We start from the raw sequence: 25,221 nt of genomic DNA, 5'->3' as shown, positions 1-25,221 counted from the left end.
TGTGTCCCCCCAGGACGGAAAAGGGGCCGGCGCCCGTGGGTTGGAGCGCCGGCGCTAGGTGGTACGCGTGACGGCCGGCAGGCGTTCCGGCCGTCGGGTCAGGCGAGCTTCAGGGTGACCGCCGACTGGAGCAGGTCGGGAGACGTCCAGGCGGAACGGGTGCCGGCGTAGGCGGTGCCGAAGTCCGCCGTGCCGAGCAGGAGCTGCTTCTTGGTCCCGTTGGGTGCGGTGACCGGGGCGACCACGCCCGAGGGCGCCTTGACGGTGACGTCCTTGCCGATGCGGTAGGCGGTGACCTGGTTGTTGGCGACCGCCTTGTCCCAGGCGGCGCGGCGGCTCAGCTCGACCCCGGAGTCCTTCATGCTCTGGTTGACGATCGGCGCGCTGGTCGCGTACAGCGAGCGGTAGGTGTCGAGGACCTGGTTGAGCACCGGGTACAGGGTGCGGTCCTCGGCCAGGTTGGACTGGTGGACGTAGTGCGGTTTCGGGTCGTTGGCGAGCACGTGGCGCAGGGCGGTCCGCGCCTCGGCCGGGACGATGTAGTCCTGGTAGCCGGTGTTCACGTCGAGCGGGGCCGGCAGACAGGTCGAGGTCGCCGGGTTGTCCTCGCAGAGGCCGCTGCCGCCGTCGGCCCGGCTGGTGTAGATCCAGTTGTACTCGTCGGCCATCTCCGCGTTGGTGCCCGTGTTGTAGTACACGTTCATCGGGTAGCGCGGGACGGTCAGGGCGGCTCCGACGGCACGCTGCGCGGGTTCGCGGGAGTTGTCGCTGCCCGCCCATTTCACGCCGTTGTCGGCGAAGGCGCCCGCCAGGTTGGGGTTGTCCGTGGGCTGCTGGGGGAGGGTCTTGAGACCGGAGTGCTCGCCGGTGACGATCTCGGTCCGGTCGGTGGCGATGCCGTGCGAGGCGGCCCAGTTGTTGTTGTCGCGGATCTGGGCGGAGATGTCGGCGCGGCTCATCCAGTTCGTCGCGCCCTGGGCGTTCTTCGTGCAGGTCCAGGGGGTGATGGAGGTGTCCTGGGTGCAGCCGAGGAAGAGGTGGGTGTAGGTGTGGTTCATCCACCGGTACTTGGCCCGGTCCGCGACCAGTTGCGCGGTCAGGGCGTCGGTGCCGCCGTTCTCGGTCTTCCACTCCTCCCCGGCGCCGGCGTTGAAGAGCATGTCGAGCTTGAAGTTCTTGCTCGTCTGCCACTGCGCCGCGTACTGGGCGTCGGCGGCGGTCATGCGGATGGTGCTCTCCTTGCCCTCGCCGCCCGCGCAGGCGTAGTCGCCGGGCGTGCAGTTGAGGGTCTTGTCCCAGCGGGCGTCCGGGGCGAAGACGTCGTCGACGTGGACCGCGAAGTAGTTGCGCTCCTGGCCGAGGTGGACGCCCTGGGTGAGCCACTCGACGATGCCCCGGGCCAGCAGCCGGAACTGCTGCTGGTACTGGTTGTAGGCGAAGGTGGCGACCAGTTCGCTGCGCCCGTCGTGGGTGTACTCGCCGAGGAGCGAGGCCCGCCCGGTGCCGCCGGGGACGGGGGCGTCCAGGTAGCTGGTGTAGCCGGCGCGCGGCTGCGCCATGAACCCGTAGCTCTCCATGATGAGCGGAGAGTTGTCCTCGAAGGCGACCTGACCCTGCAGGTACCCGAAGGGACCCGCCTTCCCCGCGGTGGTGACGGCGGCCTGGGTGCCGTCGAGCGTGCCGCCGTAACCGCCGTTGTCGGTGTACTCCAGGCCGACCTCGGGGTGCGCCCAGGTGTAGGCGTCGACCTGGCGGATGCCGTACGTCGTCTCGTACGCGGTGAGGGCGGCGAGCTCGGCCGAGCCCGCGCCGAACGGGTTCTCGTTCGGCAGGATGACCCCCTGGAACTTCGCTCGCGGACGGCCGGAGACCGTGTCGCTGAGGAACGCCGCGTCGATCACCGGGCGGCTCGCGCTGCTCAGGTCGACGCGGGTGTACGGGACTCCGGTGTCGCGGAGCTCGGCGGTGAGCGCCTGGACGGCGCCGCCGCCGTCGTCGACGACCAGCACCTTCAGGTCGATGCGCGGTGCGACGGTCGCCGCCTGGGCGGTCGCCGCGGGTACCGCGACCGCCATCAGGGCTGCTGCGGCCATCGCCGCGGCGGCCCTGTTCATCCGGTTCTTGTTGACCATTTCGGCCTTCCCCCCGCAGGCGTCCCTCGGCGGCGGCCCAAGGCGGAAGGCCGGGCCGGGGAGGCTCTGTGGAAATCATGCAAAGGGACCCCGCGTCCCCTTGCGAGAGTGGGTCGAGTCTCTCGGACCTCGTCAGGTCTAAAGAGCAAACCTGGAGCAGAGTCCACAGATGGGTGAACCTGATGGCCCTTTGATCGAACAACTTGCCAAACCTTCGAGTGACGTACGGGCGAGTACGTGCGCGTAGGCTCGTTTCCGGCGGCCGCCGGGCCCGAATACGATCGCTGCGGAGCGGCCGGAGATCCCGACGTGTCCGCAGCGCCCACACACACAAACGGAAGCGAGACTTCACCACCGTGACTGCTCTGACTCTCAGCACTGCCGGCGCGGCGACGCTGCGCGCCGACGCCCTCGTCGTCGGCGTGGCGAAGGGCCCCAAGGGGCTCGTCGTGGCCGCGGGCGCCGAGGCCGTGGACAAGGCGTTCGACGGAAAGCTCGCCACCGTGCTCGACGCACTCGGCGCCTCGGGCGGCGAAGGCGAGACCACCAAGCTGCCCGCGCCGGCCGGCCTCAAGGTCCCGGTCGTGCTGGCGGTCGGCCTGGGCGCCGCACCCGAGCAGGACGAGTCCTTCGACGAGGAGGCCCTGCGCCGCGCCGCCGGCGCCGCCGCCCGCGCCCTGCACGGCGCGAAGAAGGCCGCCTTCGCCCTCCCCCTGGACGACGCCTCCGCCGTCACCGCCGTGGCCGAGGGCGCGCTGCTGGGCGCGTACGCCTTCACCGCCTACCAGGGCGGCGAGAAGAAGGCCGGCAAGGGCTCCGGCCCCAAGCAGCCGCTGGCCGAGGTCGCCCTGCTGGGCGCCAAGCCGCGTGACAAGGAGCACAAGGCCGCGGCCGAGCGCGCCACCGTGGTCGCCACCGAGGTCAACATCGCCCGCGACCTGATCAACACCCCGCCGAACGACCTCACCCCCGAGGCCTTCGCCGCCGTCGCGTCCGCGACCGCGAAGGAGAACGGCATCAAGGTCCAGATCCTGGACGAGAAGGCCCTGGTCAAGGGCGGCTTCGGCGGCATCATGGGCGTCGGCAAGGGCTCCGAGAACCCGCCGCGCCTGGTGAAGCTCTCCTACACCCACGCCAAGGCGGAGAAGACCCTCGCCTTCGTCGGCAAGGGCATCACCTACGACTCGGGCGGCATCTCCCTGAAGCCGGCCGGTCACAACGAGACCATGAAGTGCGACATGGCCGGCGCCGCCGCCGTCTTCGCCGCCGTCGTGGCCGCCGCCAAGCTGGGCCTCCAGGTCAACGTGACCGGCTGGCTCGCGCTCGCCGAGAACATGCCGTCCGGCTCCGCCACCAAGCCCGGCGACGTCCTGCGCATGTACAGCGGCAAGACCGTCGAGGTCCTCAACACGGACGCCGAGGGCCGTCTGGTCCTGGGCGACGCCCTGACCAAGGCCTCCGAGGAGAACCCGGACGCGATCGTCGACGTCGCCACCCTGACCGGCGCCATGGTGCTGGCCCTGGGCGACCGGACCTTCGGGATCATGGCCAACGACGACGCCTTCCGCACCTCGATCCACGAGATCGCGGAGGAGGTCGGCGAGGCCTCCTGGCCGATGCCGCTCCCCGAGGACCTGCGCAAGACCATGGACTCCCCCACCGCCGACATCGCCAACATGGGTGTCCGCATGGGCGGCGGTCTGGTGGCCGGCCTCTTCCTCCAGGAGTTCGTCGGCGAGGGCATCACCTGGGCCCACCTCGACATCGCCGGTCCCGCCTTCCACGAGGGCGCACCGTACGGCTACACCCCCAAGGGCGGCACCGGCTCGGCCGTGCGCACCCTGGTCCGGCTGGCCGAGCGCACCGCCACGGGCGACCTGGGCTGACGCACCACCCCGTGAGACACGTCCTGTGAGACGCGACGCGCCCCGGAACCCGGTCACGGGTCCGGGGCGCGTTCGCTCTGGAAGAAACCTTGAGGATCAGTAGGTTTCTACGCCGCGGTAACCCCTACTTCGGGCAGAACGACCGTGCACACCCGGGGCCCGGCGTCCCGCGTTCCCCCGACAAATGCGAAGATGGGTTCTCGGCAGGACAGGGCCCCCACCACAGGGCCGAAGAAACAAGCGGCCGATTACCAGCCGCCGCCCGGTCACAGAGGACCGGTGCTCGGCGCACATGCATGGAGGACGTGACGTGGCGAACGACGCCAGCACCGTTTTCGACCTAGTGATCCTCGGCGGTGGCAGTGGCGGTTACGCCGCGGCTCTGCGCGCATCCCAGCTGGGTCTCGACGTTGCGCTGATCGAGAAGAACAAGCTCGGCGGCACCTGCCTGCACAACGGCTGCATCCCCACGAAGGCTCTGCTCCACGCCGGCGAGGTCGCGGACCAGGCTCGCGAAGCCGGACAGTTCGGTGTCAAGACCTCTTTCGAGGGCATCGACATCGCCGGTGTGCACAAGTACAAGGACGAGGTCATCTCCGGCCTCTACAAGGGCCTGCAGGGGCTGGTCGCCTCCCGCAAGGTCACCTACATCGAGGGTGAGGGACGCCTCTCCTCCCCGACGTCCGTCGACGTGAACGGGCAGCGCATCCAGGCCCGCCACGTCCTGCTGGCGACCGGCTCCGTGCCGAAGTCGCTGCCGGGCCTGGACATCGACGGCAACCGGATCATCTCCTCGGACCACGCGCTGGTCCTGGACCGCGTGCCCGAGTCCGCGATCATCCTGGGCGGCGGCGTCATCGGCGTCGAGTTCGCCTCGGCGTGGAAGTCCTTCGGCACCGACGTCACGGTCATCGAGGGCCTCAAGCACCTCGTCCCGGTCGAGGACGAGAACAGCTCGAAGATCCTCGAGCGCGCCTTCCGCAAGCGCGGCATCAAGTTCAACCTCGGCACCTTCTTCGAGAAGGCCGAGTACACCGAGACCGGTGTGCGCGTCACCCTCGCGGACGGCAAGACCTTCGAGGCCGAGGTGCTGCTGGTGGCCATCGGCCGCGGCCCCGTCTCGCAGGGCCTGGGCTACGAGGAGCAGGGCGTCGCGATGGACCGCGGCTACGTCCTGGTCGACGAGTACATGCAGACCAACGTGCCGACCATCTCGGCCGTCGGTGACCTCGTCCCGACCCTCCAGCTCGCGCACGTCGGCTTCGCCGAGGGCATCCTCGTCGCGGAGCGTCTGGCCGGCCTCAAGCCGGTCCCGATCGACTACGACGGTGTCCCGCGCGTCACCTACTGCCACCCCGAGGTCGCCTCCGTCGGCATCACCGAGGCCAAGGCCAAGGAGATCTACGGGGCGGACAAGGTCGTGGCCCTGAAGTACAACCTGGCGGGCAACGGCAAGAGCAAGATCCTGAAGACCGCGGGCGAGATCAAGCTCGTCCAGGTCAAGGACGGTGCCGTGGTCGGCGTCCACATGGTCGGTGACCGCATGGGCGAGCAGGTCGGCGAAGCCCAGCTGATCTACAACTGGGAGGCCCTGCCTGCCGAGGTCGCGCAGCTCATCCACGCGCACCCGACCCAGAACGAGGCCCTCGGCGAGGCCCACCTGGCCCTGGCCGGCAAGCCGCTTCACGCACACGACTAATCCACAGTCACGGGCGCGACGACCACTTCCGCACTTTCGTTAGGAGCAACAGAAACCATGTCGGTTTCCGTAACCCTTCCGGCGCTCGGTGAGAGCGTCACCGAGGGCACTGTCACCCGCTGGCTGAAGGCCGAGGGCGAGCGCGTCGAGGCCGACGAGCCGCTGCTCGAGGTCTCGACCGACAAGGTCGACACCGAGATCCCGTCGCCCGTCTCCGGCATCCTGGCCTCCATCAAGGTCGCCGAGGACGAGACCGTCGAGGTCGGCGCCGAGCTCGCCGTCATCGACGACGGCTCCGGCGCCCCGGCCCCGGCCGCCGCTCCGGCCGCCGAGACGGTCGTGGCCGAGACCCCGGCGGCTCCGGCCCCGGTGGCCGAGGCCCCGGCCGCCCCCGCACCGGCCGAGGCCCCCGCCCCCGCCGCCGCCCCGGCCGCGTCCGGCACCGATGTCGTGCTCCCCGCCCTGGGCGAGTCCGTCACCGAGGGCACCGTCACCCGCTGGCTGAAGGCCGTCGGCGAGTCGGTCGAGGCCGACGAGCCGCTGCTGGAGGTCTCGACCGACAAGGTCGACACCGAGATCCCCGCCCCGGTCTCCGGCACCCTGCTGGAAATCCTGGTCGGCGAGGACGAGACCGCCGAGGTCGGCGCCCGTCTGGCCGTCATCGGCGTCGCGGGTGCGGCTCCGGCCGCCGCCCCGGCCGCCGCCGCTCCGGCTCCGGTTGCCGCCCCGGCCCCGGCCGCTCCGGCTCCGGTCGCCCCCGCTCCGGTCGCCGCCCCGGCTCCGGTCGCCCCGGCCGCCCCGGTCGCCGCTCCGGCCCCCGTGGCCGCTCCGGCCCCGGTCGCCGCTCCGGCCCCGGTCGCCGCTCCGGCTCCCGTCGCCGCCGCTCCCGTCACCCCGGTCTCCGCCGGTGACGAGGGCGCGTACGTGACCCCGCTGGTGCGCAAGCTCGCCTCGGAGTCCGGCGTCAACCTGTCCACGGTTTCGGGCACCGGTGTCGGTGGCCGCATCCGCAAGCAGGACGTCCTGGCCGCCGCCGAGGCCGCCAAGGCCGCCGCTGCCGCCCCGGCCCCGGCCGCCGCTCCGGCCGCGAAGGCTCCGGCCGCCGCGGTGTCCGAGCTGCGCGGTCAGACCGTCAAGATGACCCGCATGCGCAAGGTCATCGGCGACAACATGATGAAGGCCCTGCACTCGCAGGCGCAGCTCAGCTCCGTGGTCGAGGTGGACATCACCAAGATCATGAAGCTGCGCGAGCAGGCCAAGGCCGGCTTCCTCGCCCGTGAGGGCGTCAAGCTGTCCCCGATGCCGTTCTTCGTCAAGGCCGCCGCCCAGGCGCTGAAGGCCCACGCGGTCGTCAACGCCCGGATCAACGACGACGAGGGCACCATCACCTACTTCGACTCGGAGAACATCGGCATCGCCGTGGACTCCGAGAAGGGCCTGATGACCCCGGTCATCAAGGGTGCCGGTGACCTCAACCTGGCGGGCATCTCCAAGGCGACCGCCGACCTGGCCTCCAAGGTCCGCGGCAACAAGATCACGCCGGACGAGCTGTCGGGCGCGACCTTCACCATCAGCAACACCGGCTCGCGCGGTGCGCTGTTCGACACCGTCATCGTGCCCCCGAACCAGGTCGCCATCCTGGGCATCGGCGCGACGGTCAAGCGCCCCATGGTCATCGAGACCCCCGAGGGCACCGTCATCGGCGTCCGCGACATGACGTACCTGACCCTGTCCTACGACCACCGCCTGGTGGACGGCGCGGACGCGGCCCGGTACCTCTCGGCGGTCAAGGCGATCCTCGAAGCCGGCGAGTTCGAGGTCGAGCTCGGCCTGTAAGGCCCCGCGCGCAGCCCCGGCTGCCGCTGGCGGCGCCCCCGTCCGGATCCGTCCGGGCGGGGGCGCCGTCGTTGTAACGAGCCTCACCCGGCGTCCCTGACCGGGAACGCATCGCAGCAGGCCACGACCGCCGTATTGTCTACGCATCAGGCCCCGCGTGCCCCTACAGGAGTTGAAACGCCGATGATCACCCCACCCGTCGTGCACTCGCTGCGCGAGCAGATCCGCGAGCACATCGTGGAGGGGATCGTCAGCGGCCGCTGGAAGCCCGGCGAGCGGATCGTCGAGCGGCGGATCGCGGTCGAGCTGGAGGTCAGCCAGACGCCCGTGCGGGAGGCCCTGCGCGAGCTGGAGACACTGCGGCTGATCGAGTCGGCGCCGAACAAGGGCGTCCGCGTACGGAACCTCTCCGCGGCCGACCTGGAGGAGATCTACCCGGTCCGGGCCGGTCTGGAGCAGATCGCGGCCGAGCTGGCCGCCCCGCGGCTGGCGGCCGACTGCACGGCCCTGGAGCCGCACGTGGCCGCCCTGTGGGAGGCGGACCGCAGCGAGGACGGCACGGCGCAGGTGCGGCACACCGTGGGCTTCCACCGCGAGATGGTGCGGGCGGCCGGGAACAGCGTGCTGCTGCACACCTGGGAGAGCCTGGGCATCGAGGTGTTCACGGCCCTGTCCATCCGCTGGCTGGGTACGGTCCAGAAGTCCTACGCGGAGGAGCACGAGGCCCTCGTGGCGGCCTTCCGCAGTCAGGATCCGGACATCGGACTGCTCGTGAAGCGGCACGTGCTGGGCTGCGCACCGCGCGCCTGAGCCTTTTCCGCGAGGGGTGCGCGGCCCGCCCCGGGCTCCCCGGGGCGCCCGGTTTCCGTACCTTGGGGAACACCCTCTGACCTGCGGCTTTTAGCAGATCGCCAGAGAACCGCTAGGGCTCGCTCGTGTACTCGTCCCATGGGCACCGGGTGCCTGAATTCATGGCACCCGGTGCCGACTTTTGGCGTAGTGACATTTATTCGCCACTTTTATTTGATCGATCATCGATCAGCGCTTTACAGTCGACGCGGACCCCACCCGGGTCCATCGACCCTGTCCTGCCCGTCAGGGTGTTTGATCACCACCTCCTCTCCTTTGTCCGGAAGGCGGCGCACACCGATGTCCGACCCCGTAGGAAAGCTTCCGAGCGAGCTCGACCAGCTCCCGGACCGCGACACCGAGGAGACCGCCGAATGGGCGGCCTCGCTCGACGCCGTCGCACAGGCCGCCGGTACGCGCCGCGCCGAATACCTGCTCCGCCGCACCCTCCAGCACGCCGAGGCCGCCGGCCTCGCCCTGCCGAAGCTGCTGGAGACGGACTACGTCAACACCATCCCCACCGCCGCGGAGCCGGAGTTCCCCGGTGACGAGGCGATGGAAGCCAGGATCACCGCCTGGAACCGCTGGAACGCGGCCGCCATGGTGACCCGCGGCTCCAAGTACGGCGTCGGCGGCCACATCGCCACCTTCGCCTCCGCCGCGTGGCTCTACGAGACCGGCTTCCAGCACTTCTTCCGCGGGAAGGAGGCCGACGGATCGGGCGACCAGCTCTACATCCAGGGCCACGCCTCCCCCGGCATCTACGCCCGCGCCTTCCTCGACGGGCGCATCTCCGAGCAGCAGCTCGACAACTTCCGCCAGGAGTCCGGCGGCAACGGCCTGCCGTCCTACCCGCACCCGCGGCGCCTGCCGTGGCTGTGGGAGTTCCCCACGGTCTCCATGGGCCTCGGCCCGCTCTCCGCGATCTACCAGGCGCGCTTCAACCGCTACCTGCAGAACCGGAGCATCAAGGACACCGCCAACTCGCACGTCTGGGCCTTCCTGGGCGACGGCGAGATGGACGAGCCCGAGTCGACCGCCGCACTGGCCCTCGCCTCCCGCGAGCGGCTCGACAACCTGACCTTCGTCATCAACTGCAACCTGCAGCGCCTCGACGGTCCGGTCCGCGCGAACTTCCGCGTCGTCCAGGAGCTGGAAGCCCAGTTCCGCGGCGCCGGCTGGAACGTCATCAAGTCCCTGTGGGGCTCCGCCTGGGACGAGCTCTTCCAGCTCGACACCACGGGCGCCCTGGTACGCCGCCTGCGCGAGGTACCGGACGCGCAGTTCCAGACGTACGCGACCCGCGACGTGGCCTACATCCGCCAGCACTTCTTCGGCGCCAACGCCGAGCTCGTCGCCCTGGGCGGCCTGCTGTCCGACGCGAAGATCGCCGAGTGCTTCCACAGCTCCCGCGGCGGCCACGAGCCCCGCAAGGTCTACGCCGCGTACAAGGCCGCCCTGGAGCACAAGGGTGCGCCGACGGTCATCCTCGCGCAGACCGTCAAGGGCTACACGCTGGGCGCCGGGTTCGAGTCGAAGAACGCGAACCACCAGATGAAGAAGCTGACGATCGACGAGTTCAAGGACATGCGCGACCTCCTTGGCCTCCCGATCCCGGACAGCGCCTTCGCCGACGGCAAGGTCCCGTACGGCCACCCGGGCGCGGACAGCCCCGAGGTGCGGTACCTCAACGAGCGCCGCGCGGCCCTCGGCGGCCCCGCCCCGGCCCGCAAGGTCCACCACGTGGCCCTGCCCGCCCCGGCCGACCGCTCCTTCGCCCCGCTGCTCAAGGGCTCCGGCAAGCAGGAGATGGCCACCACCATGGCCTTCGTCCGCCTCGTCAAGGACCTGATGCGGGACAAGGAGACCGGCAAGCGCTGGGTGCCGATCGTCCCCGACGAGGCCCGTACCTTCGGTATGGAGTCCCTCTTCCCGTCCGCCGGCATCTACTCGCCGCTGGGCCAGACGTACGAGCCGGTCGACCGCGACCAGCTGATGTACTACAAGGAAGCCAAGGACGGCCAGATCCTCAACGAGGGGATCACCGAGGCCGGCGCCATGGCCGACTTCATCGCCGCCTGCACGTCGTACGCGACGCACGGCGAGCCGATGATCCCGTTCTACATCTTCTACTCGATGTTCGGCTGGCAGCGCACCGCCGACCAGATGTGGCAGCTCGCCGACCAGCTCGGCAAGGGCTTCATCGTCGGCGCCACCGCCGGTCGCACCACGCTGACCGGTGAGGGCCTGCAGCACGCGGACGGCCACTCGCACCTGATCGCGTCCACGAACCCGGCGTCGCTCAACTACGACCCGGCCTTCGCGTACGAGATCGCGGTGATCGTCAAGGACGGTCTGCGCCGGATGTACGGCGAGCAGCCCGAGGACGTCTTCTACTACCTCACGGTCTACAACGAGCCGAAGGTGCAGCCGGCGATGCCCGAGGGCGTCGAGGAAGGCATCCTCAAGGGCCTGTACCGCTTCAACACGGCGGCGGACCTGGCGGAGGCGGCCCCGGCCGCCGACGCCCCGAAGATCCAGCTGATGGCCTCGGGTACGGCGATCCACTGGATCCTGGAGGCCCAGAAGCTCCTGGCCGCCGACTGGAACGTGGCCGCCGACGTCTGGTCCGCCACCTCCTGGGGCGAGCTGCGGCGCGACGCGCTGGAGTGCGACGAGGCGCTGCTGCGCGGCGAGGTCCGCACCCCGTTCGTCACCCGCGCGCTGGAGGGTGTCACCAGCCCGGTGCTCGCCGTCTCCGACTGGATGCGTCAGGTCCCGGACCAGATCAGCCAGTGGGTGGAGCAGGACTACACCTCGCTCGGTACGGACGGCTTCGGTCTGTCCGACACCCGTGAGGGCGCCCGCCGCCACTTCGGTGTCGACGCCCAGTCGATCGTGGTGGCCGCGCTGGCCCAGCTCGCCCGTCGCGGCGAGGTCCCGGCGTCCGCCATCAAGGAGGCCCGGGAGCGCTACGGCCTGTAGGCCGTACGCACCGATCCGACCGTGAGGCGGTCCGTCCCTCCGGGGGCGGGCCGCCTCAGCGCGTCTGCTGGGGCGGGGGCCGGTCCTCCCCCTGCATCCAGGCGGCCGTGCCCGCCGCGCCGGTCAGCTGGGCCAGCATCTCCCGGACGCCGGCCAGCTGGGCGCTGATGGAGTCACGGCGCTTGGTGAGCGCGGCCAGCTCGCGCTCGGACTCGGTGCGGACCCGATCGGCGTTGGCGTCGGCGACGATGTCCTCGGCCTGGCGCTTCGTGTTCTCCATCAACTGGCGGGCACGGCGCTCGGCGTCCGCGCGCAGCTTCTCGGCACTCTCGCGGACAGCCGTCACGTCCCGTGTGACCCGCTCCCGCAGCTCCCTGATGTCCCGTTCGGCCTCGGCGCGTATCCGGCCACCTCCGCCGCGCCGTCCACGGCTCCCGGTGCGGCCGGCGGCTGCGACGGGGGCTGCCGGTAGGCGGCCAGGAGGTGCATCACCAGCCGAAGTCCAGGACCTTGATCACGCCGGCGGAGGTGAGCATCGCGTTCCCCGGTTTGACGTCCCGGTGGACGATGCCGCGCACGTGCGCGGCGGCCAGGGCGGTGGCGATCTTATCCGGACTACGGGCAGTGGCGGGGCCGGGGCCAGAGCGTCCTCTTGCCTGCGGCGTAGAGCCACACCGGGTCGGCATCATGCCAGGTCACAGACCCCAATGCCCGCCTGACCTGAAGGGACTCGGGAAGCTACTGTTCGAAGTGTGATGACGCCTGAGGGAATGAAGCTGGGGGCAGAGGCCGCGCATCTGCTGGCCGCCGCCGACTGCTGTGAGATAGAGCCCGGCTTGAGCGACGCCGAGTTGCAGCGCATCGAAGAAGAGTACGGATTCGAGTTTGCCGATGACCACCGCGCCTTCCTGGCAGCCGGGTTGCCGGTGAGCCAGCCGCCCGAGGAAGGGGCCACCTGGGAGAATCCATGGCCTGACTGGCGTCATGGCGATCCTGCGAAACTGCGGGAGCATCTTGACTGGCCGGTCGAAGGCATCGTCGTGGCGGTCCAGCATGGCTACTGGCACTCAGGATGGGGACAGCGGCCAGCAGGTGCCGACGACGCGGTCCGCGAGGCCAAGACGCTACTGGACCGGGTGCCAAAGCTCGTTCCCGTATACGCGCATCGATTCCTGCCCGCCGGCCAGGGGTCCCACGGCCACCCAGTCCTGTCGATCTGGGGAACCGACATCGTCTACTACGGTGCTGACCTGGCCGACTACATCAACCACGAATTCGACGATTTCAGCGCACACACCCCTAACGATTGCAACCCGAGAGCGACCGTCGCATTCTGGCAGAACTTCCTCGCATAACTCCTCCGAGCCAGCGGGCGCGCGCTTGGGCAAACCCATCATCGCGGTCTGGTGATGACGGGCATGCCGAGGTCGGTGGGACCGCTGTGGCCGGTGCTGCGGCCGCGTTCCAGACTGCGGTCGAGGGTGACAAGCTTCTCCTTGGCCTTGGTGAGGCTGACTTGGAGTCCTTGGACTTCGCCGAGCCAGCCATTCGCCCGCGCTTCTGCGATGCGCTCGGCGAGATTGCGGATGATCTCGATCAACCGGGGCCGCTGCCTGGGGGAAACCCGCAGCATCGGGCAGCGCAGACACGAGTGGTCATGCTGGCACGGGGTTCGATAGGGCCGCGCGCAGTCGCCGAGTTCCAGTTTGCGGGTGTGAAAGTGTTCCTGGAACTCGCGCCATTCGTCGGTCGTGGGTTCGCGGTACTCCTCTGCAGGCCGCGTCGCTCGCCGCTGGTCGAGGAAGCGTCCGAGGCTGGTACTGATCTCCGGGGTTCCACTTGCGGGTGATCGGGTTGACCGTCCCTGCGGTGGACGCTGACTTTGTACGTGGCGAGTTGCGCGGCTTGGTCGTCTGCTTCAGCCAGAGCACCAGATCCCGCACCTCCGCCGACGTTGCCCTGTCCCACTCGACCTGAACAACGCGCAGCCACCGCCACCACCGCAGTTACGCGTACGCGTAACTGCGTACAGATCCGGGCCGGTTCCGGGCGACAAAGTCCCGAAGGTACCGCCGAACGGGCTCTACCGGCATACCCTCCGGGTCGACCACGAGCCAGGGCACCACGCCCTCCGACGGCACGACCTTGCCCCACCTCGGCAGACGGATCGAACCGAGATCCCGTTCCGCCTCATCGAACGACCTCACGCAGCTCTCCTCCTATTTGCTGCCTGAGATCTATCGGTCAGACCTTGCCCGACTCATCCAATGCCTCGGAGTGTCGTCCGGTAGTCCGGTCAACAGAGATGGCCGCCCCAGTGGGCGACGTCGTACCAGGGCACGGGGACGGCCCCGCGGAACAGCTCACCCCTCCCCGTCCCGCACCCGTCGGGTTCGGGTATGGGCCGGGCGGGGGATCGGACACCGGCCTTTGGCCGTATGAGCGGTGGCGGCGCGGGGGTGGACCCGTGATGCTGGAGCGGTGATGGACGAGACGGAGTTCTGGGAGATCGTCGACCGTACCCGCGAGGCCGCCGAGGGCGACCCCGAGGAGCATGCCGAGCTGCTCGTGGAACGGCTCGCGCAGCTCGACCCCGACTCCGTGCTGGACTTCGCGCGGCACTTCGAGTCCCGCTACAACCGGGCGTACACCTGGGACCTGTGGGGCGCTGCGTGGGTGCTGCTCGACGGAGCGAGCGACGACGCGTTCGACTACTTCCGGTGCTGGCTGATCGGGCAGGGCCGGGAGGTCTTCGAGGGGGCGGTCCACGAGCCGGACCAGCTGGCGGAGCTGCTGGCCGAGTTCGACGAGGACATCGACGGGGACGGCGAGGAGCTGGGGTACGCGGCCGACGAGGCGTACGAGCAGCTGACGGGCGCGGTGGCGCCGGACCTGGGGATCGCGCTGCAGGCGGCGGAGCCGGAGGGCGCTCCGCTGGACTTCGAGGACGAAGCCGTGCTGGCGGAGCGCTTCCCCCGGCTGTGGGACCGCTTCAGGGCCTGAGGGCGCCCAGGCCCAGGCAAGATCCGGAAGAGGCGGCCTAGTAGTGCGTGCCGCCGTCGATGCGGATCTCGGTGCCGGTGATGAAGCAGCCGTCCTCGGATCCGAGCATGGCGACGACGCCGGCGACGGCCTGCGGGCCGGCGAAGCCCTGGCCGAGGGCGGGGGCGAGCTTGGTGAACAGGCTCCAGTCGGTGTCCTCGGGCAGGCCCGGTCCGGTGCCGGTGGTCATGCCGGACTCGATGGAGCCGGGGGCCACGGAGACGAAGCGCAGGCCCTGCTTGCTGTACTCGGCGGCCAGCGCGTGGGTCATGGACTGGATGCCGCCCTTGCTGGCCGCGTAGGCGGACATGTAGGGGTGGGCGAAGGTCGCCGAGGTGGAGCTGAAGTTCACGACGACGGGCTGGTCGCCCGCGAGCAGCGCGGGGAGCGACTCCCGGATCATCAGGAAGGTGCCGGTCAGGTTGACGGCGATGATCTTGTTCCAGAAGTCGAGCGTCGTCTGGTGGGTGTGCGAGGAGCGCAGGATGCCCGCCGCGTTGACCAGGACGTCGATGCCGGTCATGGCGCCCACGGCGGCGGCCACGCCGGCCCGGACGGCGACCTCGTCGGATATGTCCAGGATCGCGGTGGTCAGCCGGTCGGCGTGACCGTCGGCGGCGGCCTGCTCGGCGGTGGCCTTGAGACCGGCTTCGCTGACGTCCACGGCGTGGACGCGGCCGCCCTCGGCGAGAATGCGGTGGACGGTGGCCTGGCCGATGCCGGAGCCGCCGCCGGTGATGAGGACGCGTCGTCCTTCGTAACGGTTCATGGGGTGAGCGTACCGAGCAGATGGCATGTTTTGCCACTCTGGCATGAAATGCATTCGCGGACATGCCGGACGGTACGCTTCACCCGTGAGATCTCCCCGTCCGTACTCCCCCCAGAGCGGCCCCGGAACCCCGTCGCTGACCGAGCGCCGCAAGGCCGCCACCCAGCTCGACATCGCCCGCGCCGCATGCGAGCTCTTCGCGGAACACGGTCCCGACGGCACCACCGCCGAGGACATCGCCCACCGCGCCGGCGTGGCGCTGCGCACGTTCTACCGCTACTTCCGCAACAAGCAGGAGGCCGTGGCCCCGCTGCTCGCGGGCGGCGGCGACGCCTGGCGCGCACTGCTCGCCGAGGAGGACCCCGGCACCCCCCTCGCGCAGGCCCTGGAGCGCGCGGTTCGCCGTGCGCTGAGCGACTCACAGGCGGTGGAGGAGGGCCTGGAGGTCACCCGCGGCCTGCTGCGGGCCGCGGCCACCGACGAGGCCCTGCGGGCCGTCTGGTACCGCGTGAACCAGGAGTCGGAGGAGCGCCTGGTCCCGGTGGTGGCCCGGCTGGCCGGACCGGGGGCGGACGCGATGTCGGTACGCCTGCTCGCCGCGGCCTCGACGGACGCGATCCGGGTCGCCCTGGAGGTCTGGTCCACCTCGGACGCCCCCGTGTCGGGGCCCGGCTCCCCCTCCGACCTGGCGGTGCGCTGCCTGACGGAGCTGACCGGCGCGATGCCCCTGCTCCGCTGAGGTGGGCGGGGCAGGGGCATCGAGGCAGATCCGGCAGCAGGTCAGCGCCAGCCTCCCCAGTCACCGTCGTGGTTCCAGCCGGAGTCGTTCCAGCTGCCCCAGTCGCTGTCGTTCCAGTGACCGTTCCCGCCGCAGTCGTCGTCGTTCCAGTTGCCGTTGCCCCAGTCGTTGCGGTTCCAGTCGTTGTGGTTCCAGCGGGCGTGGTTCCCGCGCGAGTCCCAGCCACCACTGTGGTCGTGGGCGGACGCGCTGGTGAGCGGCAGCAGACCGAGGGTGAGACCCGCGGCCCCGGCGACGACGACTCCGATGATCCTACGGCGCATTTCCATGCACCTCCGAACATGTCTCGCTTATCGGGCTTTTAGGTACCGTTCCACCGTCGCCCCGGCCGCTCGGGCTGTCAAAAGCAGAAGGCCCCCCGCCGCTCTCCGGGAGAGCGGCGGGGGGCCTTCCATCAGGCACGATCCCGGGTTTCGAAAAGATCCCGGCGGTGTCCCGGCCTAGAGGTCGAAGTAGAGCTCGAACTCGTGCGGGTGCGGGCGCAGCGCGATCGGGGCGATCTCGTGCGTGCGCTTGTAGTCGATCCAGGTCTCGATCAGGTCGGGGGTGAAGACACCGCCGGCCAGGAGGTACTCGTGGTCCTCCTCCAGGGCCTTGAGGACGTCCTCAAGGCTGGTCGGGACCTGCGGGACGCTCGCGTGCTCGTCGGGCGAGAGCTCGTAGAGGTCCTTGTCGATCGGCTCCATCGGCTCGATCTTGTTCTTGATGCCGTCGAGGCCCGCGAGCAGCAGCGCCGAGAAGGCGAGGTACGGGTTGGACGACGGGTCCGGGGCGCGGAACTCGACGCGCTTGGCCTTCGGGTTCGAGCCCGTGATCGGGATGCGCATGGCGGCGGAGCGGTTGCGCTGCGAGTACACCATGTTGACCGGCGCCTCGAAGCCCGGCACCAGGCGGTGGTACGAGTTCACCGTCGGGTTGGTGAACGCCAGCAGCGACGGGGCGTGCTTGAGGATGCCGCCGATGTAGTAGCGGGCGGTGTCCGACAGGCCCGCGTAGCCGGCCTCGTCGTAGAACAGCGGGTCGCCGTTGGCCCACAGGGACTGGTGCACGTGCATGCCCGAGCCGTTGTCACCGAAGATCGGCTTCGGCATGAAGGTCGCGGTCTTGCCGTTGCGCCAGGCGACGTTCTTCACGATGTACTTGAAGAGCATCAGGTCGTCGGCCGCGGCGAGCAGCGTGTTGAACTTGTAGTTGATCTCGGCCTGGCCACCGGTGCCGACCTCGTGGTGCTGGCGCTCGACCTGGAGGCCCTGTGCGTCCAGTTCGAGGGAGATCTCGGCGCGCAGGTCGGCGAAGTGGTCGACCGGGGCTACGGGGAAGTAACCACCCTTGTAGCGGACCTTGTAACCACGGTTGTTCTCCTCGGAGCCCGTGTTCCAGGCACCGGCCTCGGAGTCGATGTGGTAGAAGCCCTCGTTGGCCGAGGTCGCGAAGCGCACGCTGTCGAACACGTAGAACTCGGCCTCGGGGCCGAAGAACGCGGTGTCGGCGATGCCGGTGGAGGCGAGGTAGGCCTCGGCCTTCTTGGCGATGTTGCGCGGGTCGCGGCTGTACGCCTCACCCGTGATCGGGTCGTGGATGAAGAAGTTGATGTTGAGCGTCTTGTCCTTGCGGAACGGGTCCAGGCGCGCGGTGGTGATGTCGGCCCGCAGAGCCATGTCGGACTCGTGGATCGCCTGGAAGCCGCGGATCGAGGAACCGTCGAAGGCGAGCTCCTCCGCCGGGTCGAACGCTCGCGCCGGGATGGTGAAGTGCTGCATCACACCGGGCAGGTCGCAGAAGCGGACGTCAACGAACTTGACGTCGTTCTCCTCGATGTACTGCTTCACTTCGTCGGCGTTCTTGAACATCCAACTCCTCCTACTCCCGGTCCCCGGGGCAGGGACGGGCTTTTATAGCTCGTGGTGCGTCAGTGCGGTGCCGCACGCTGACCCGACCATAAGCAGACGGGATTTCCCAAGCATGACCCATTTGTTTCGCACAAGTTAACCAGGGTCCCGTCCAGGGCCCGTCGAACGCCACCGGTACCGTGGTGGAGTGGACAACAGGCAAGCAATCGGATCCTGGCTCTCCGGCCCCCGCGCGACCGCCGAGGAGATGGGCGTCGACTTCGGCCATCCGGGCGAGCGGCTGGGCCTGCCCCGGTCCGGGCCCGGCTCCGTGGCCCGCTTCGGACGCCGGCTCGGCGCCGTCTTGATCGACTGGCTCCCCTGCCAGCTCATCGCATACGGACTGATCACGCACGGGAACCTGCAGACCACGGGCAACTGGACACTGGGGCTCTTCGTGGCCCTGTCGATCCTGACCGTGGGCACCGTGGGATTCACCCCCGGGAAGCGGATCCTCGGCCTCCGGGTCGTCGGACAGGACGGCGGCCGCCTCGGTCTCCTCCGCGTGGTGGCCCGCACCCTACTCCTGGCCCTCGTCATCCCGGCGCTGGTCTGGGACCGGGACGGACGCGGACTCCACGACCGGCTGGCCGGCGCGGTCCAGGTACGGATCTGACGGCCCGATCCGACGGTCCGGGCCCGAGGGTCCGGACCCGACGCGGAACGGCACGACGCACCGGCCCGCACGGCACGACGGCACGACGCACCGCACGACACGAGGACACGACACAGGGCGCCCCCGGCCTGACGGCTCGGGGGCGCCCTGTGTGATGTATACGAAGAGCGGGTCAGCGCATCTTTCCGCCGCGCGGCATCCGCATGCCCTTGGGCATCGGACCCTTCGGCACGGGCATGTTGCTCATGAGGTCGCCCATGGCCCGGAGCTTGTCGTTGACCTGGGTGATCTGCGGGCCGGTCAGGACGCGCGGCAGCTTCAGCAGCGTCGTGCGGACCTTCTTGAGCGGCACCTCGCCCTCGCCGGTGCCGACGATGAAGTCGTGGACCGGGATGTCGGGCATGATCCGGGCCAGCTTCTTCTTCTCGGCCGCGAGCAGGGTCTTCACCCGGTTCGGGTTGCCCTCCGCGATCAGGACCACGCCCGCCTTGCCGACCGCCCGGTGGACGATGTCCTGGTTGCGGTTCATCGCGACGGCCGGGGTGGTCGACCAGCCCCGTCCCACGTTGTCCAGTACGGCCGCGGCGGCGCCCGGCTGGCCCTCCATCTGCCCGAAGGCAGCGCTCTCGGCCCGTCGCCCGAAGATGATCGCCATCGCCAGGAACGCCACCAGGAAGCCCAGGATGCCCAGGTAGACCGGGTGGCCGATCAGGAAGCCGATCGCAAGGAAGACACCGAAGGTGACGATTCCCACGCCCGCGACGATCAGACCGACCTTCGGGTCGGCCTTGCGCGTCATCTTGTACGTCAGGGCGATCTGCTTCAGTCGCCCGGGGTTCGCAGCAGTCTCTGCGTTTGACTTCCTCGCCATAGAGCGAAGTTTACGTGGCCTGCGGGGTCCGGGTCGCCGCGGCCTCAAGTACGTGTTCGGTTTCGACCCTGTCCTTGGCCCTTCGGCGGTCCTCCAGGACGGCCGTCCAGGCGTTCCGGCGGGCACCGCTCATGAGCAGCGACTCGATGCCACGGAAGGCCTCGGTGAAGGAAGGGATGGCAATGGCGCGTACTGGCGCGGCCTGCATGATGTCGGACCCTCTCTCGGTGCTCACGTCGATGGGGTGGCGTGCGGTGTGTGCGGTGCGTGGATCCAGCGTCACTGACTGGTGTTACCAGGGCGTGGCCGGTCGGTCAAATGTGATTGACACGTTGCAAACGCGGACGCGGCCCGCCGGGCTCCTCCGAAAAGAGCCTAGGGGCCGCGCCACTGCGGTGTTACCCGTTGGTAAGTCATTGTGCGTGACCTCACACGCACACGCGGTCAGTTTTCAGACCGCCGCGCGCTTCTCCATCGCCTGGCCGTACAGACGGCCCGCCCGGTAGGAGGAACGGACCAGCGGGCCGGACATCACGCCGGAGAAGCCGATCTCCTCGGCCTCCTTCGCCAGCTCGACGAACTCGGCCGGCTTCACCCAGCGCTCCACGGGGTGGTGCCGCGGCGAGGGGCGCAGGTACTGGGTGATGGTGATGAGCTCACAGCCGGCCTCGTGGAGCTCCTTCAGCGCCTCCGAGACCTCCTCGCGCTCCTCGCCCATGCCCAGGATCAGGTTGGACTTGGTGACCAGGCCGTAGGCGCGGGCCTGCCGGATCACGTCGAGCGAGCGCTCGTAGCGGAAGCCCGGACGGATGCGCTTGAAGATGCGCGGCACGGTCTCGACGTTGTGCGCGAAGACCTCGGGGCGGGAGGCGAAGACCTCCTCCAGCAGCTCCGGGACCGCGTTGAAGTCGGGGGCCAGCAGCTCGACCTTGGTGTGGCCGCCCTCGCGGCCCGCCGTCTGCTGGTGGATCTGGCGCACGGTCTCCGCGTAGAGCCAGGCACCGCCGTCCGCCAGGTCGTCGCGGGCGACGCCGGTGATGGTGGCGTAGTTCAGGTCCATCGTGACGACGGACTCGCCGACGCGGCGCGGCTCGTCGCGGTCGAGGGCCTCGGGCTTGCCCGTGTCGATCTGGCAGAAGTCACAGCGCCGGGTGCACTGGTCGCCACCGATGAGGAAGGTGGCCTCGCGGTCCTCCCAGCATTCGTAGATGTTCGGACAGCCGGCTTCCTGGCACACCGTGTGCAGTCCTTCGCCCTTCACCAGGGCCTGCATCTTCGTGTACTCGGGACCCATCTTCGCCCGGGTCTTGATCCACTCGGGCTTGCGCTCGATGGGGGTCTGGCTGTTACGGACCTCCAGGCGCAGCATCTTGCGTCCGTCGGGTGCGACTGCGGACACGACCGGCTCCCTGTGACTTCGATTCTTCGGCGCCCACCAGGGTACGCCCGTAATTTCGTACGCTCTTACGTCGGCCAACCGGGTGTCGGTCGGACGCATTCCCCCCGGCGGTCAGCCGGCGGCCGGCTCGATCTCGCGCGGCTTCAGCTCGGCCTGCTCCAGCACGTCCTTCAGGTGCCGTTCGACGACCGGCAGCACCTCGGCGATGGTGATCTCGCGGCCCAGCTCGTAGGAGAGCGAGGTCACACCGGCGTCCCGGATCCCGCAGGGGATGATCCGGTCGAACCAGGTGGCGTCCGGGTTCACGTTCAGGGAGAAGCCGTGCATCGTGACGCCCTTGGCGACGCGGATGCCGATGGCGGCGAGCTTGCGGTCCTCGCGGCGCTGTCCGGCGTTGGACGGCGCGTACTCGGGGCCGTTGAGGCGGGCGTCGAACTCGTCGTCGCCGATCCGGGGGTCGAAGTCGAGGGAGAGCCCGCCTATCGCGGGACGCTGCTCCACGGGGTCGCCGAGCACCCAGACGCCCGAGCGGCCCTCGACCCGCGTGGTCTCCAGGCCGAACTCGGCCGCGGTGCGGATGAGGGCGTCCTCCAGACGGCGGACGTGCGCGACCACGTCGACGGGGCGGGGCAGCTTCATGATCGGGTAGCCGACCAGCTGGCCCGGACCGTGCCAGGTGATCTTGCCGCCGCGGTCCACGTCGATGACCGGGGTGCCGTCCAGCGGCCGCTCGCTCGGGTCCGTGCGCCGGCCGGCCGTGTACACCGGCAGGTGCTCCACGAGCAGGCAGGTGTCCTCGACCTCGTCCGCGAAGCGGGCGGCGTGGACGCGCCGCTGCTCGTCCCAGGCCTCGGTGTACTCGACGGATTCCGGCCCGAAGCCCAGATGGACAAACCGAAGCTCAGTCACCGCAGCGCCTCCTCGTTGAAACTGCTGTGTGCACGCGATCGCACCAGGCCAAGAGTACGGCGACCCGTGCGCGCGCCTTCAGGCCCCCGGGTCCCCGGCCTCCGGCGGCGGGCCGGGCAGCTGCCGGGGGCGCCTGCGCCCGGCGGGCGGGCGGTCCGGGTCCTCGTCCGCCCTCGGCAGCCGGCGGTGGCCCTCGGAGTGGTCGTTGACCCAGCCGCACACCCCGCACGCGTACCGGCCGTCCAGTCCCGCGATGTACGTACCGCACCGGCGGCACTCCGCCTCGGTGAGCTCGGGGGCGGGGAGCGGGGCGGTGGAATCCGTGTACATGTCGGGGGCATGTGCCCCGGGGGGCCGGCGGGTCATGGGGCGCAGCGTACGCGGACAGCGGGGACCGACCCGTAAAGGGCCCTCCTCATTGGGCACACGATCGGATGAATGTGGGACAGAGAGGGCGGCAAGAGCGGACTTGGCCGCTACATTCACGCCGTTCAGGGGCCGGGACTCCGGTCCGTCACGTCAGGAAACCGTGGAGCCGATGACGGAACGACCTGCCCAGCGCGTCCCCAACCGGCAGCTCGCGGCGCTGATCGCGGAAGCCGGGTTCTCCAACGCCGGGCTCGCCCGCCGCGTCGACCAGCTGGGCCTGGAACACGGTCTGGACCTTCGCTACGACAAGACGTCCGTGACCCGCTGGCTGCGCGGCCAGCAGCCCCGCGGCACCACCCCGGCGCTCATCGCCGAGGTCTTCACCCGGCGCCTGGGCCGCCGGCTGTCCGCGCAGGACCTCGGACTGGACGCCTGCGCGCCCGTGTACGCGGGACTGGAGTTCGCGGCCACCCCCGAGGAGGCCGTGGACATCGCGAGCGGGCTCTGGCGCAAGGACTCCGGCTCGCACGCCGAGCTCCGCAAGATCGCCTTCACCCCGGCCGGACTCGTGGTGCCCAGCCGCGACTGGCTCATCGGCCGCGCCGACGAACGGGTGGGGCGCGGCGTGGACCCCGCGGCGAGCCGCGTCCCGGCCCAGGGCCGCCCCTCCGTCCCCCGCCAGCGGCAGATCGACCGCGGCCCCGGCCAGCGCGTGACCGGCGGGGACATCGCCGCGCTGCGGTCGGTGAGCGAACTGTTCCGGACCCTGGACCACGCCTACGGCGGCGGCCACGCCCGGCAGGCCCTCGTGCGCTACCTGGAGCACGAGGCCGAGCCGATGCTGCGCGGCACCTACGGCGAGACCACCGGGCGTCGGCTGTTCGCGGCCGCCGCCGACCTGACCCGGCTCGCGGGCTGGACCTCGTACGACATCGCCGCGCACGGACTGGCCCAGCGCTACTTCGTGCAGGCGCTGCGGCTGGCCCAGGCCGCCGGGGACCGGCCGTACGGGGCCTACGTGCTGGTGACGATGAGCCGGCAGGCCGTCTACCTCGGGCACGGCCGGGAGGCGGTGCAGCTGGCCAGGGTCGCCCAGCAGGGCGTGGGATCGGGCCCGCCCCCGGTCGTCCAGGCCCTGCTGCACGCGGCCGAGGCGCGCGGGCACGCCGTCCTCGGCGAGGTGCGGGCGGCCACGGCCTCCCTGGTGCGGGCCGAGCGGGCGCTGGGCGCGGGGCGGCCCGGCGACGACGTGCCGCACTGGGCGCGGGCCTTCGACGAGGCGCAGCTCGCGGACGAGTTCGGGCACTGTCACCGGGACCTCCAGCAGTACCGCGCCGCGGCGCAGCACGCGGAGCGCTCGCTCCAGCTGCGGGCGCCCGGGTTCGCTCGCTCACGGCTGTTCTGCCGGGTGGTGCTGGCCACGGCGCGGCTGGGGCTGGGCGAGCTGGACCAGGCGTGCGCGCTGGGGGCGGAGGCGGCGCAGCAGGCCGGCGAGATGCGGTCGGCGCGCGCGGTGGAGTACGTACGGGACTTCGAACGGCGGCTGGAGCCGTACCGGGACGCCTCGGCGGTGCGGAACTACCGGGACCGGGTGGCGGCGATGTCCTGAACCCCCGCGGGGGTTGAGGCCGGCCGGGCCGTGGGCGCCCGGCCGGCCTCCGCTGGTGTCCGTCGCACCGGTCCCCTTCCGCCGGCCCTTCCGCCGGGAGGGGCCGTCGGCGCCTCCCGGCGGTCCGCTCAGGCCGCCGCCGGCACCGCCGGTTCGGGGCGGACCGGGAGCGGGATGCCGAAGTCGCGGAGCAGGGCGGTGGCGGCGCGCCGGGCGGAGTGCAGGGCGCCGTCGACGGTGTTGGAGTCGCGGTGGTCCCCGCACACGTAGAGGCCGGCCAGCACCCGGACCGGGCGCCGCGGGTCGTACGGCGGGGGCATGGCGGGGACGGCCTCCGGGGTGTGGTGGACGGCCAGGAGCTCCCAGTCCCGGGTCGAGGTGTCGTAGAGCCGGGCCAGGCGCGAGGCGACCGTCCGGGCGGGCGGCGGCGGGCCGTGCACCGTGGTGGTGACCAGGCTCCGGCCGGCCGGTGCCCGGCCGGGGTCGACCGCGCTCATCACGGTGGTGTGCGCGAGGGGCCACTTGGGGTCGGCGTCCAGGAGCAGCGAGCCGTCCCAGGGCAGCGGGGCGGGGGTCGCGTGGTGGATGACGGTGACCTCGTGGAAGGCAGGCACCCGCAGTCCGGGCAGCAGGTCGGCCGCGGCCCGCGCGCCGGTGGCGAGGAGGACGGACCGGCAGCCGAAGTCGCCGTGGTCCTCGGTGGTGACGAGGTTGGTCGCCACCGACCGCACGCGGACCCCCGTGCGTACGGTGCCGGGCGGCAGGCCGGCCGCCAGCAGGTCGGGCAGGGCGGCGGCGCCGCCCTCCGGGACGGCGAGCCGGCCGCGGGCGAAGGTGCGCAGGGCCAGGTCGGCGACGCGGCTGGAGGTGGTGAGCGCCGGGTCGCGCAGCAGCGCGGCGAGCAGGGGCCGCAGGACTCCGTTCACGGTGCGCGGGGGCAGGCCGCGGGAGCCGAGGGCGGCCAGCGCGGTGCGCTCGGGCCGGGCGAGCAGCCGGTCCACGGGCAGTGCCGCGAGCCGGCCGAGGGCGGCGCTGAGCCGGGCCTGGTCGAGAGAGCCGCTGGCCAGTGCGCGGGCCGGGGTCAGGGCGGCGGCCCGCTGCTGCCGGCCGTCGGCGCCGTGCACCAGGACCCCGGGGGCGAAGGGGCGCAGGACGAGCCCCTCCAGGCCGGGGGTGCGGGCCGGTTCGGTGTACGAGGTGCTGAGGAGCTGGCCGACCCGGTCGAGCCGGAAGCCGTCGGCCGAGGCGGTGGCCATCCGGCCGCCGGGGTCGTCGGCGCTCTCCAGGACGCTGACCGTGACCCCCGCCGCGATCAGGTGGTGTGCGGCCGCGAGTCCTGAGACTCCGGCTCCTACGATGACGACGTCCGCATGGTGTGCGGCGTGGTGTGCGACGTGGTGTGCGCTGCTGAGCACGTGCCCCTCCCCGAGGTCGGCGCGGCTGTGTGGGGTCCTCCTTCCCCCAACGGGCTCCAGGAGAACCCCAGTCCGGTGGGCTATTGCGCACAATTCCGGTCGCACGACGGTCGCATCCGGGTCACGAACGGTCGCACATGGTCGTGC

Annotated in this window: 22 protein-coding genes and 1 pseudogene; 10 read left to right on the top strand and 13 right to left on the bottom strand. The window is 70.7% G+C overall.

Annotated features, from left to right (window positions below; translation table 11 throughout):
• Positions 1-98: 98 nt before the first annotated feature.
• Complete coding sequence (locus OG295_RS24675; protein ID WP_371678850.1) at positions 99-2,132, bottom strand: hypothetical protein; 2,034 nt, start codon at positions 2,130-2,132, stop codon at positions 99-101.
• Between the two features lie 356 nt (positions 2,133-2,488).
• On the opposite strand from OG295_RS24675, the gene OG295_RS24670 reads away from it, so the two are divergent.
• The 5 genes from OG295_RS24670 (at position 2,489) to aceE (ending at position 11,387) form a co-directional block, all read left to right on the top strand.
• Entirely contained in the window at positions 2,489-4,018 is a 1,530-nt protein-coding gene (locus OG295_RS24670) for a leucyl aminopeptidase (protein WP_371678848.1), read from the top strand.
• Between the two features lie 310 nt (positions 4,019-4,328).
• A complete protein-coding gene (lpdA, locus tag OG295_RS24665) occupies positions 4,329-5,717 on the top strand; it encodes a dihydrolipoyl dehydrogenase (RefSeq protein ID WP_266838656.1) in 1,389 nt (462 codons plus the stop codon).
• Positions 5,718-5,774: 57 nt separating this feature from the next.
• Positions 5,775-7,553 (top strand): 2-oxoglutarate dehydrogenase, E2 component, dihydrolipoamide succinyltransferase, encoded by a 1,779-nt coding sequence (gene sucB, locus OG295_RS24660; RefSeq protein WP_371678847.1) that lies wholly within the window; start codon positions 5,775-5,777, stop codon positions 7,551-7,553.
• 186 nt (positions 7,554-7,739) lie between these two features.
• A complete protein-coding gene (locus OG295_RS24655; RefSeq protein WP_030233098.1) occupies positions 7,740-8,363 on the top strand; it encodes a GntR family transcriptional regulator in 624 nt (207 codons plus the stop codon).
• A 339-nt stretch (positions 8,364-8,702) separates the two neighbouring features.
• A complete protein-coding gene (gene aceE, locus OG295_RS24650; protein ID WP_371678846.1) occupies positions 8,703-11,387 on the top strand; it encodes a pyruvate dehydrogenase (acetyl-transferring), homodimeric type in 2,685 nt (894 codons plus the stop codon).
• Between the two features lie 55 nt (positions 11,388-11,442).
• Here the strand turns inward: aceE and OG295_RS24645 are convergent.
• Positions 11,443-11,862, bottom strand: a pseudogene (locus OG295_RS24645) (cellulose-binding protein); the annotation flags it as partial.
• A gap of 13 nt (positions 11,863-11,875) precedes the next feature.
• Positions 11,876-12,073, bottom strand: coding sequence for a hypothetical protein (locus OG295_RS24640; RefSeq protein WP_371678845.1), 198 nt, complete (start codon positions 12,071-12,073; stop codon positions 11,876-11,878).
• A gap of 69 nt (positions 12,074-12,142) precedes the next feature.
• On the opposite strand from OG295_RS24640, the gene OG295_RS24635 reads away from it, so the two are divergent.
• The gene (locus OG295_RS24635; RefSeq protein WP_371681292.1) at positions 12,143-12,742 is read left to right on the top strand and encodes a hypothetical protein; all 600 of its coding nucleotides are present in this window, start codon (positions 12,143-12,145) and stop codon (positions 12,740-12,742) included.
• Between the two features lie 38 nt (positions 12,743-12,780).
• On the opposite strand, the gene OG295_RS24630 is transcribed toward OG295_RS24635, so the two are convergent.
• A complete protein-coding gene (locus OG295_RS24630; RefSeq protein ID WP_371678844.1) occupies positions 12,781-12,987 on the bottom strand; it encodes a hypothetical protein in 207 nt (68 codons plus the stop codon).
• A gap of 884 nt (positions 12,988-13,871) precedes the next feature.
• Here OG295_RS24630 and OG295_RS24625 point away from each other — a divergent pair.
• Positions 13,872-14,390: a DUF4240 domain-containing protein gene (locus tag OG295_RS24625; protein ID WP_371678843.1), complete on the top strand. Its 519-nt coding sequence runs from the start codon at positions 13,872-13,874 to the stop codon at positions 14,388-14,390.
• Positions 14,391-14,427: 37 nt separating this feature from the next.
• On the opposite strand, the gene OG295_RS24620 is transcribed toward OG295_RS24625, so the two are convergent.
• Entirely contained in the window at positions 14,428-15,198 is a 771-nt protein-coding gene (locus OG295_RS24620; protein ID WP_371678842.1) for an SDR family NAD(P)-dependent oxidoreductase, read from the bottom strand.
• 85 nt (positions 15,199-15,283) lie between these two features.
• On the opposite strand from OG295_RS24620, the gene OG295_RS24615 reads away from it, so the two are divergent.
• A complete protein-coding gene (locus OG295_RS24615) occupies positions 15,284-15,937 on the top strand; it encodes a TetR family transcriptional regulator (protein ID WP_371678841.1) in 654 nt (217 codons plus the stop codon).
• Between the two features lie 41 nt (positions 15,938-15,978).
• Here the strand turns inward: OG295_RS24615 and OG295_RS24610 are convergent, their stop codons facing one another.
• Positions 15,979-16,260, bottom strand: a complete 282-nt coding sequence (locus OG295_RS24610) for a hypothetical protein (RefSeq protein WP_371678840.1) — start codon at positions 16,258-16,260, stop codon at positions 15,979-15,981.
• A gap of 177 nt (positions 16,261-16,437) precedes the next feature.
• Complete coding sequence (glnA, locus tag OG295_RS24605; RefSeq protein WP_371678839.1) at positions 16,438-17,847, bottom strand: type I glutamate--ammonia ligase; 1,410 nt, start codon at positions 17,845-17,847, stop codon at positions 16,438-16,440.
• Positions 17,848-18,034: 187 nt separating this feature from the next.
• Between glnA and OG295_RS24600 the strand changes: the two genes are divergently transcribed.
• Complete coding sequence (locus OG295_RS24600) at positions 18,035-18,502, top strand: RDD family protein (RefSeq protein ID WP_371678838.1); 468 nt, start codon at positions 18,035-18,037, stop codon at positions 18,500-18,502.
• A gap of 172 nt (positions 18,503-18,674) precedes the next feature.
• Here the strand turns inward: OG295_RS24600 and OG295_RS24595 are convergent, their stop codons facing one another.
• The 5 genes from OG295_RS24595 to OG295_RS24575 all read right to left on the bottom strand — a co-directional run bounded on the left by OG295_RS24595 (position 18,675) and on the right by OG295_RS24575 (position 22,047).
• Positions 18,675-19,373, bottom strand: a complete 699-nt coding sequence (locus OG295_RS24595) for a DUF4191 domain-containing protein (RefSeq protein ID WP_371678837.1) — start codon at positions 19,371-19,373, stop codon at positions 18,675-18,677.
• 10 nt (positions 19,374-19,383) lie between these two features.
• On the bottom strand, positions 19,384-19,581 hold the full coding sequence (locus OG295_RS24590; RefSeq protein WP_030233071.1) for a hypothetical protein: 198 nt from the start codon (positions 19,579-19,581) through the stop codon (positions 19,384-19,386).
• Between the two features lie 243 nt (positions 19,582-19,824).
• Positions 19,825-20,772, bottom strand: coding sequence for a lipoyl synthase (lipA, locus tag OG295_RS24585; protein ID WP_030233070.1), 948 nt, complete (start codon positions 20,770-20,772; stop codon positions 19,825-19,827).
• Between the two features lie 111 nt (positions 20,773-20,883).
• Positions 20,884-21,681 (bottom strand): lipoyl(octanoyl) transferase LipB, encoded by a 798-nt coding sequence (lipB, locus tag OG295_RS24580; RefSeq protein ID WP_356216113.1) that lies wholly within the window; start codon positions 21,679-21,681, stop codon positions 20,884-20,886.
• Between the two features lie 78 nt (positions 21,682-21,759).
• The gene (locus OG295_RS24575) at positions 21,760-22,047 is read right to left on the bottom strand and encodes a hypothetical protein (RefSeq protein WP_371678836.1); all 288 of its coding nucleotides are present in this window, start codon (positions 22,045-22,047) and stop codon (positions 21,760-21,762) included.
• A gap of 172 nt (positions 22,048-22,219) precedes the next feature.
• On the opposite strand from OG295_RS24575, the gene OG295_RS24570 reads away from it, so the two are divergent.
• Positions 22,220-23,659 carry a regulator gene (locus OG295_RS24570; RefSeq protein ID WP_371678835.1) on the top strand — a complete coding sequence of 480 codons (1,440 nt, stop codon included), beginning with the start codon at positions 22,220-22,222 and terminating at the stop codon, positions 23,657-23,659.
• A 128-nt stretch (positions 23,660-23,787) separates the two neighbouring features.
• On the opposite strand, the gene OG295_RS24565 is transcribed toward OG295_RS24570, so the two are convergent.
• Positions 23,788-25,074, bottom strand: a complete 1,287-nt coding sequence (locus OG295_RS24565; RefSeq protein WP_371678834.1) for an FAD-dependent oxidoreductase — start codon at positions 25,072-25,074, stop codon at positions 23,788-23,790.
• Positions 25,075-25,221: the final 147 nt, after the last annotated feature.

This window comes from Streptomyces sp. NBC_01276, assembly GCF_041435355.1.
In the GTDB taxonomy this organism is placed as follows: Bacteria; Actinomycetota; Actinomycetes; order Streptomycetales; family Streptomycetaceae; genus Streptomyces.
Note: the sequence above shows the minus strand (reverse complement) of the source record. Positions and strands in the feature narration are given on the sequence as shown.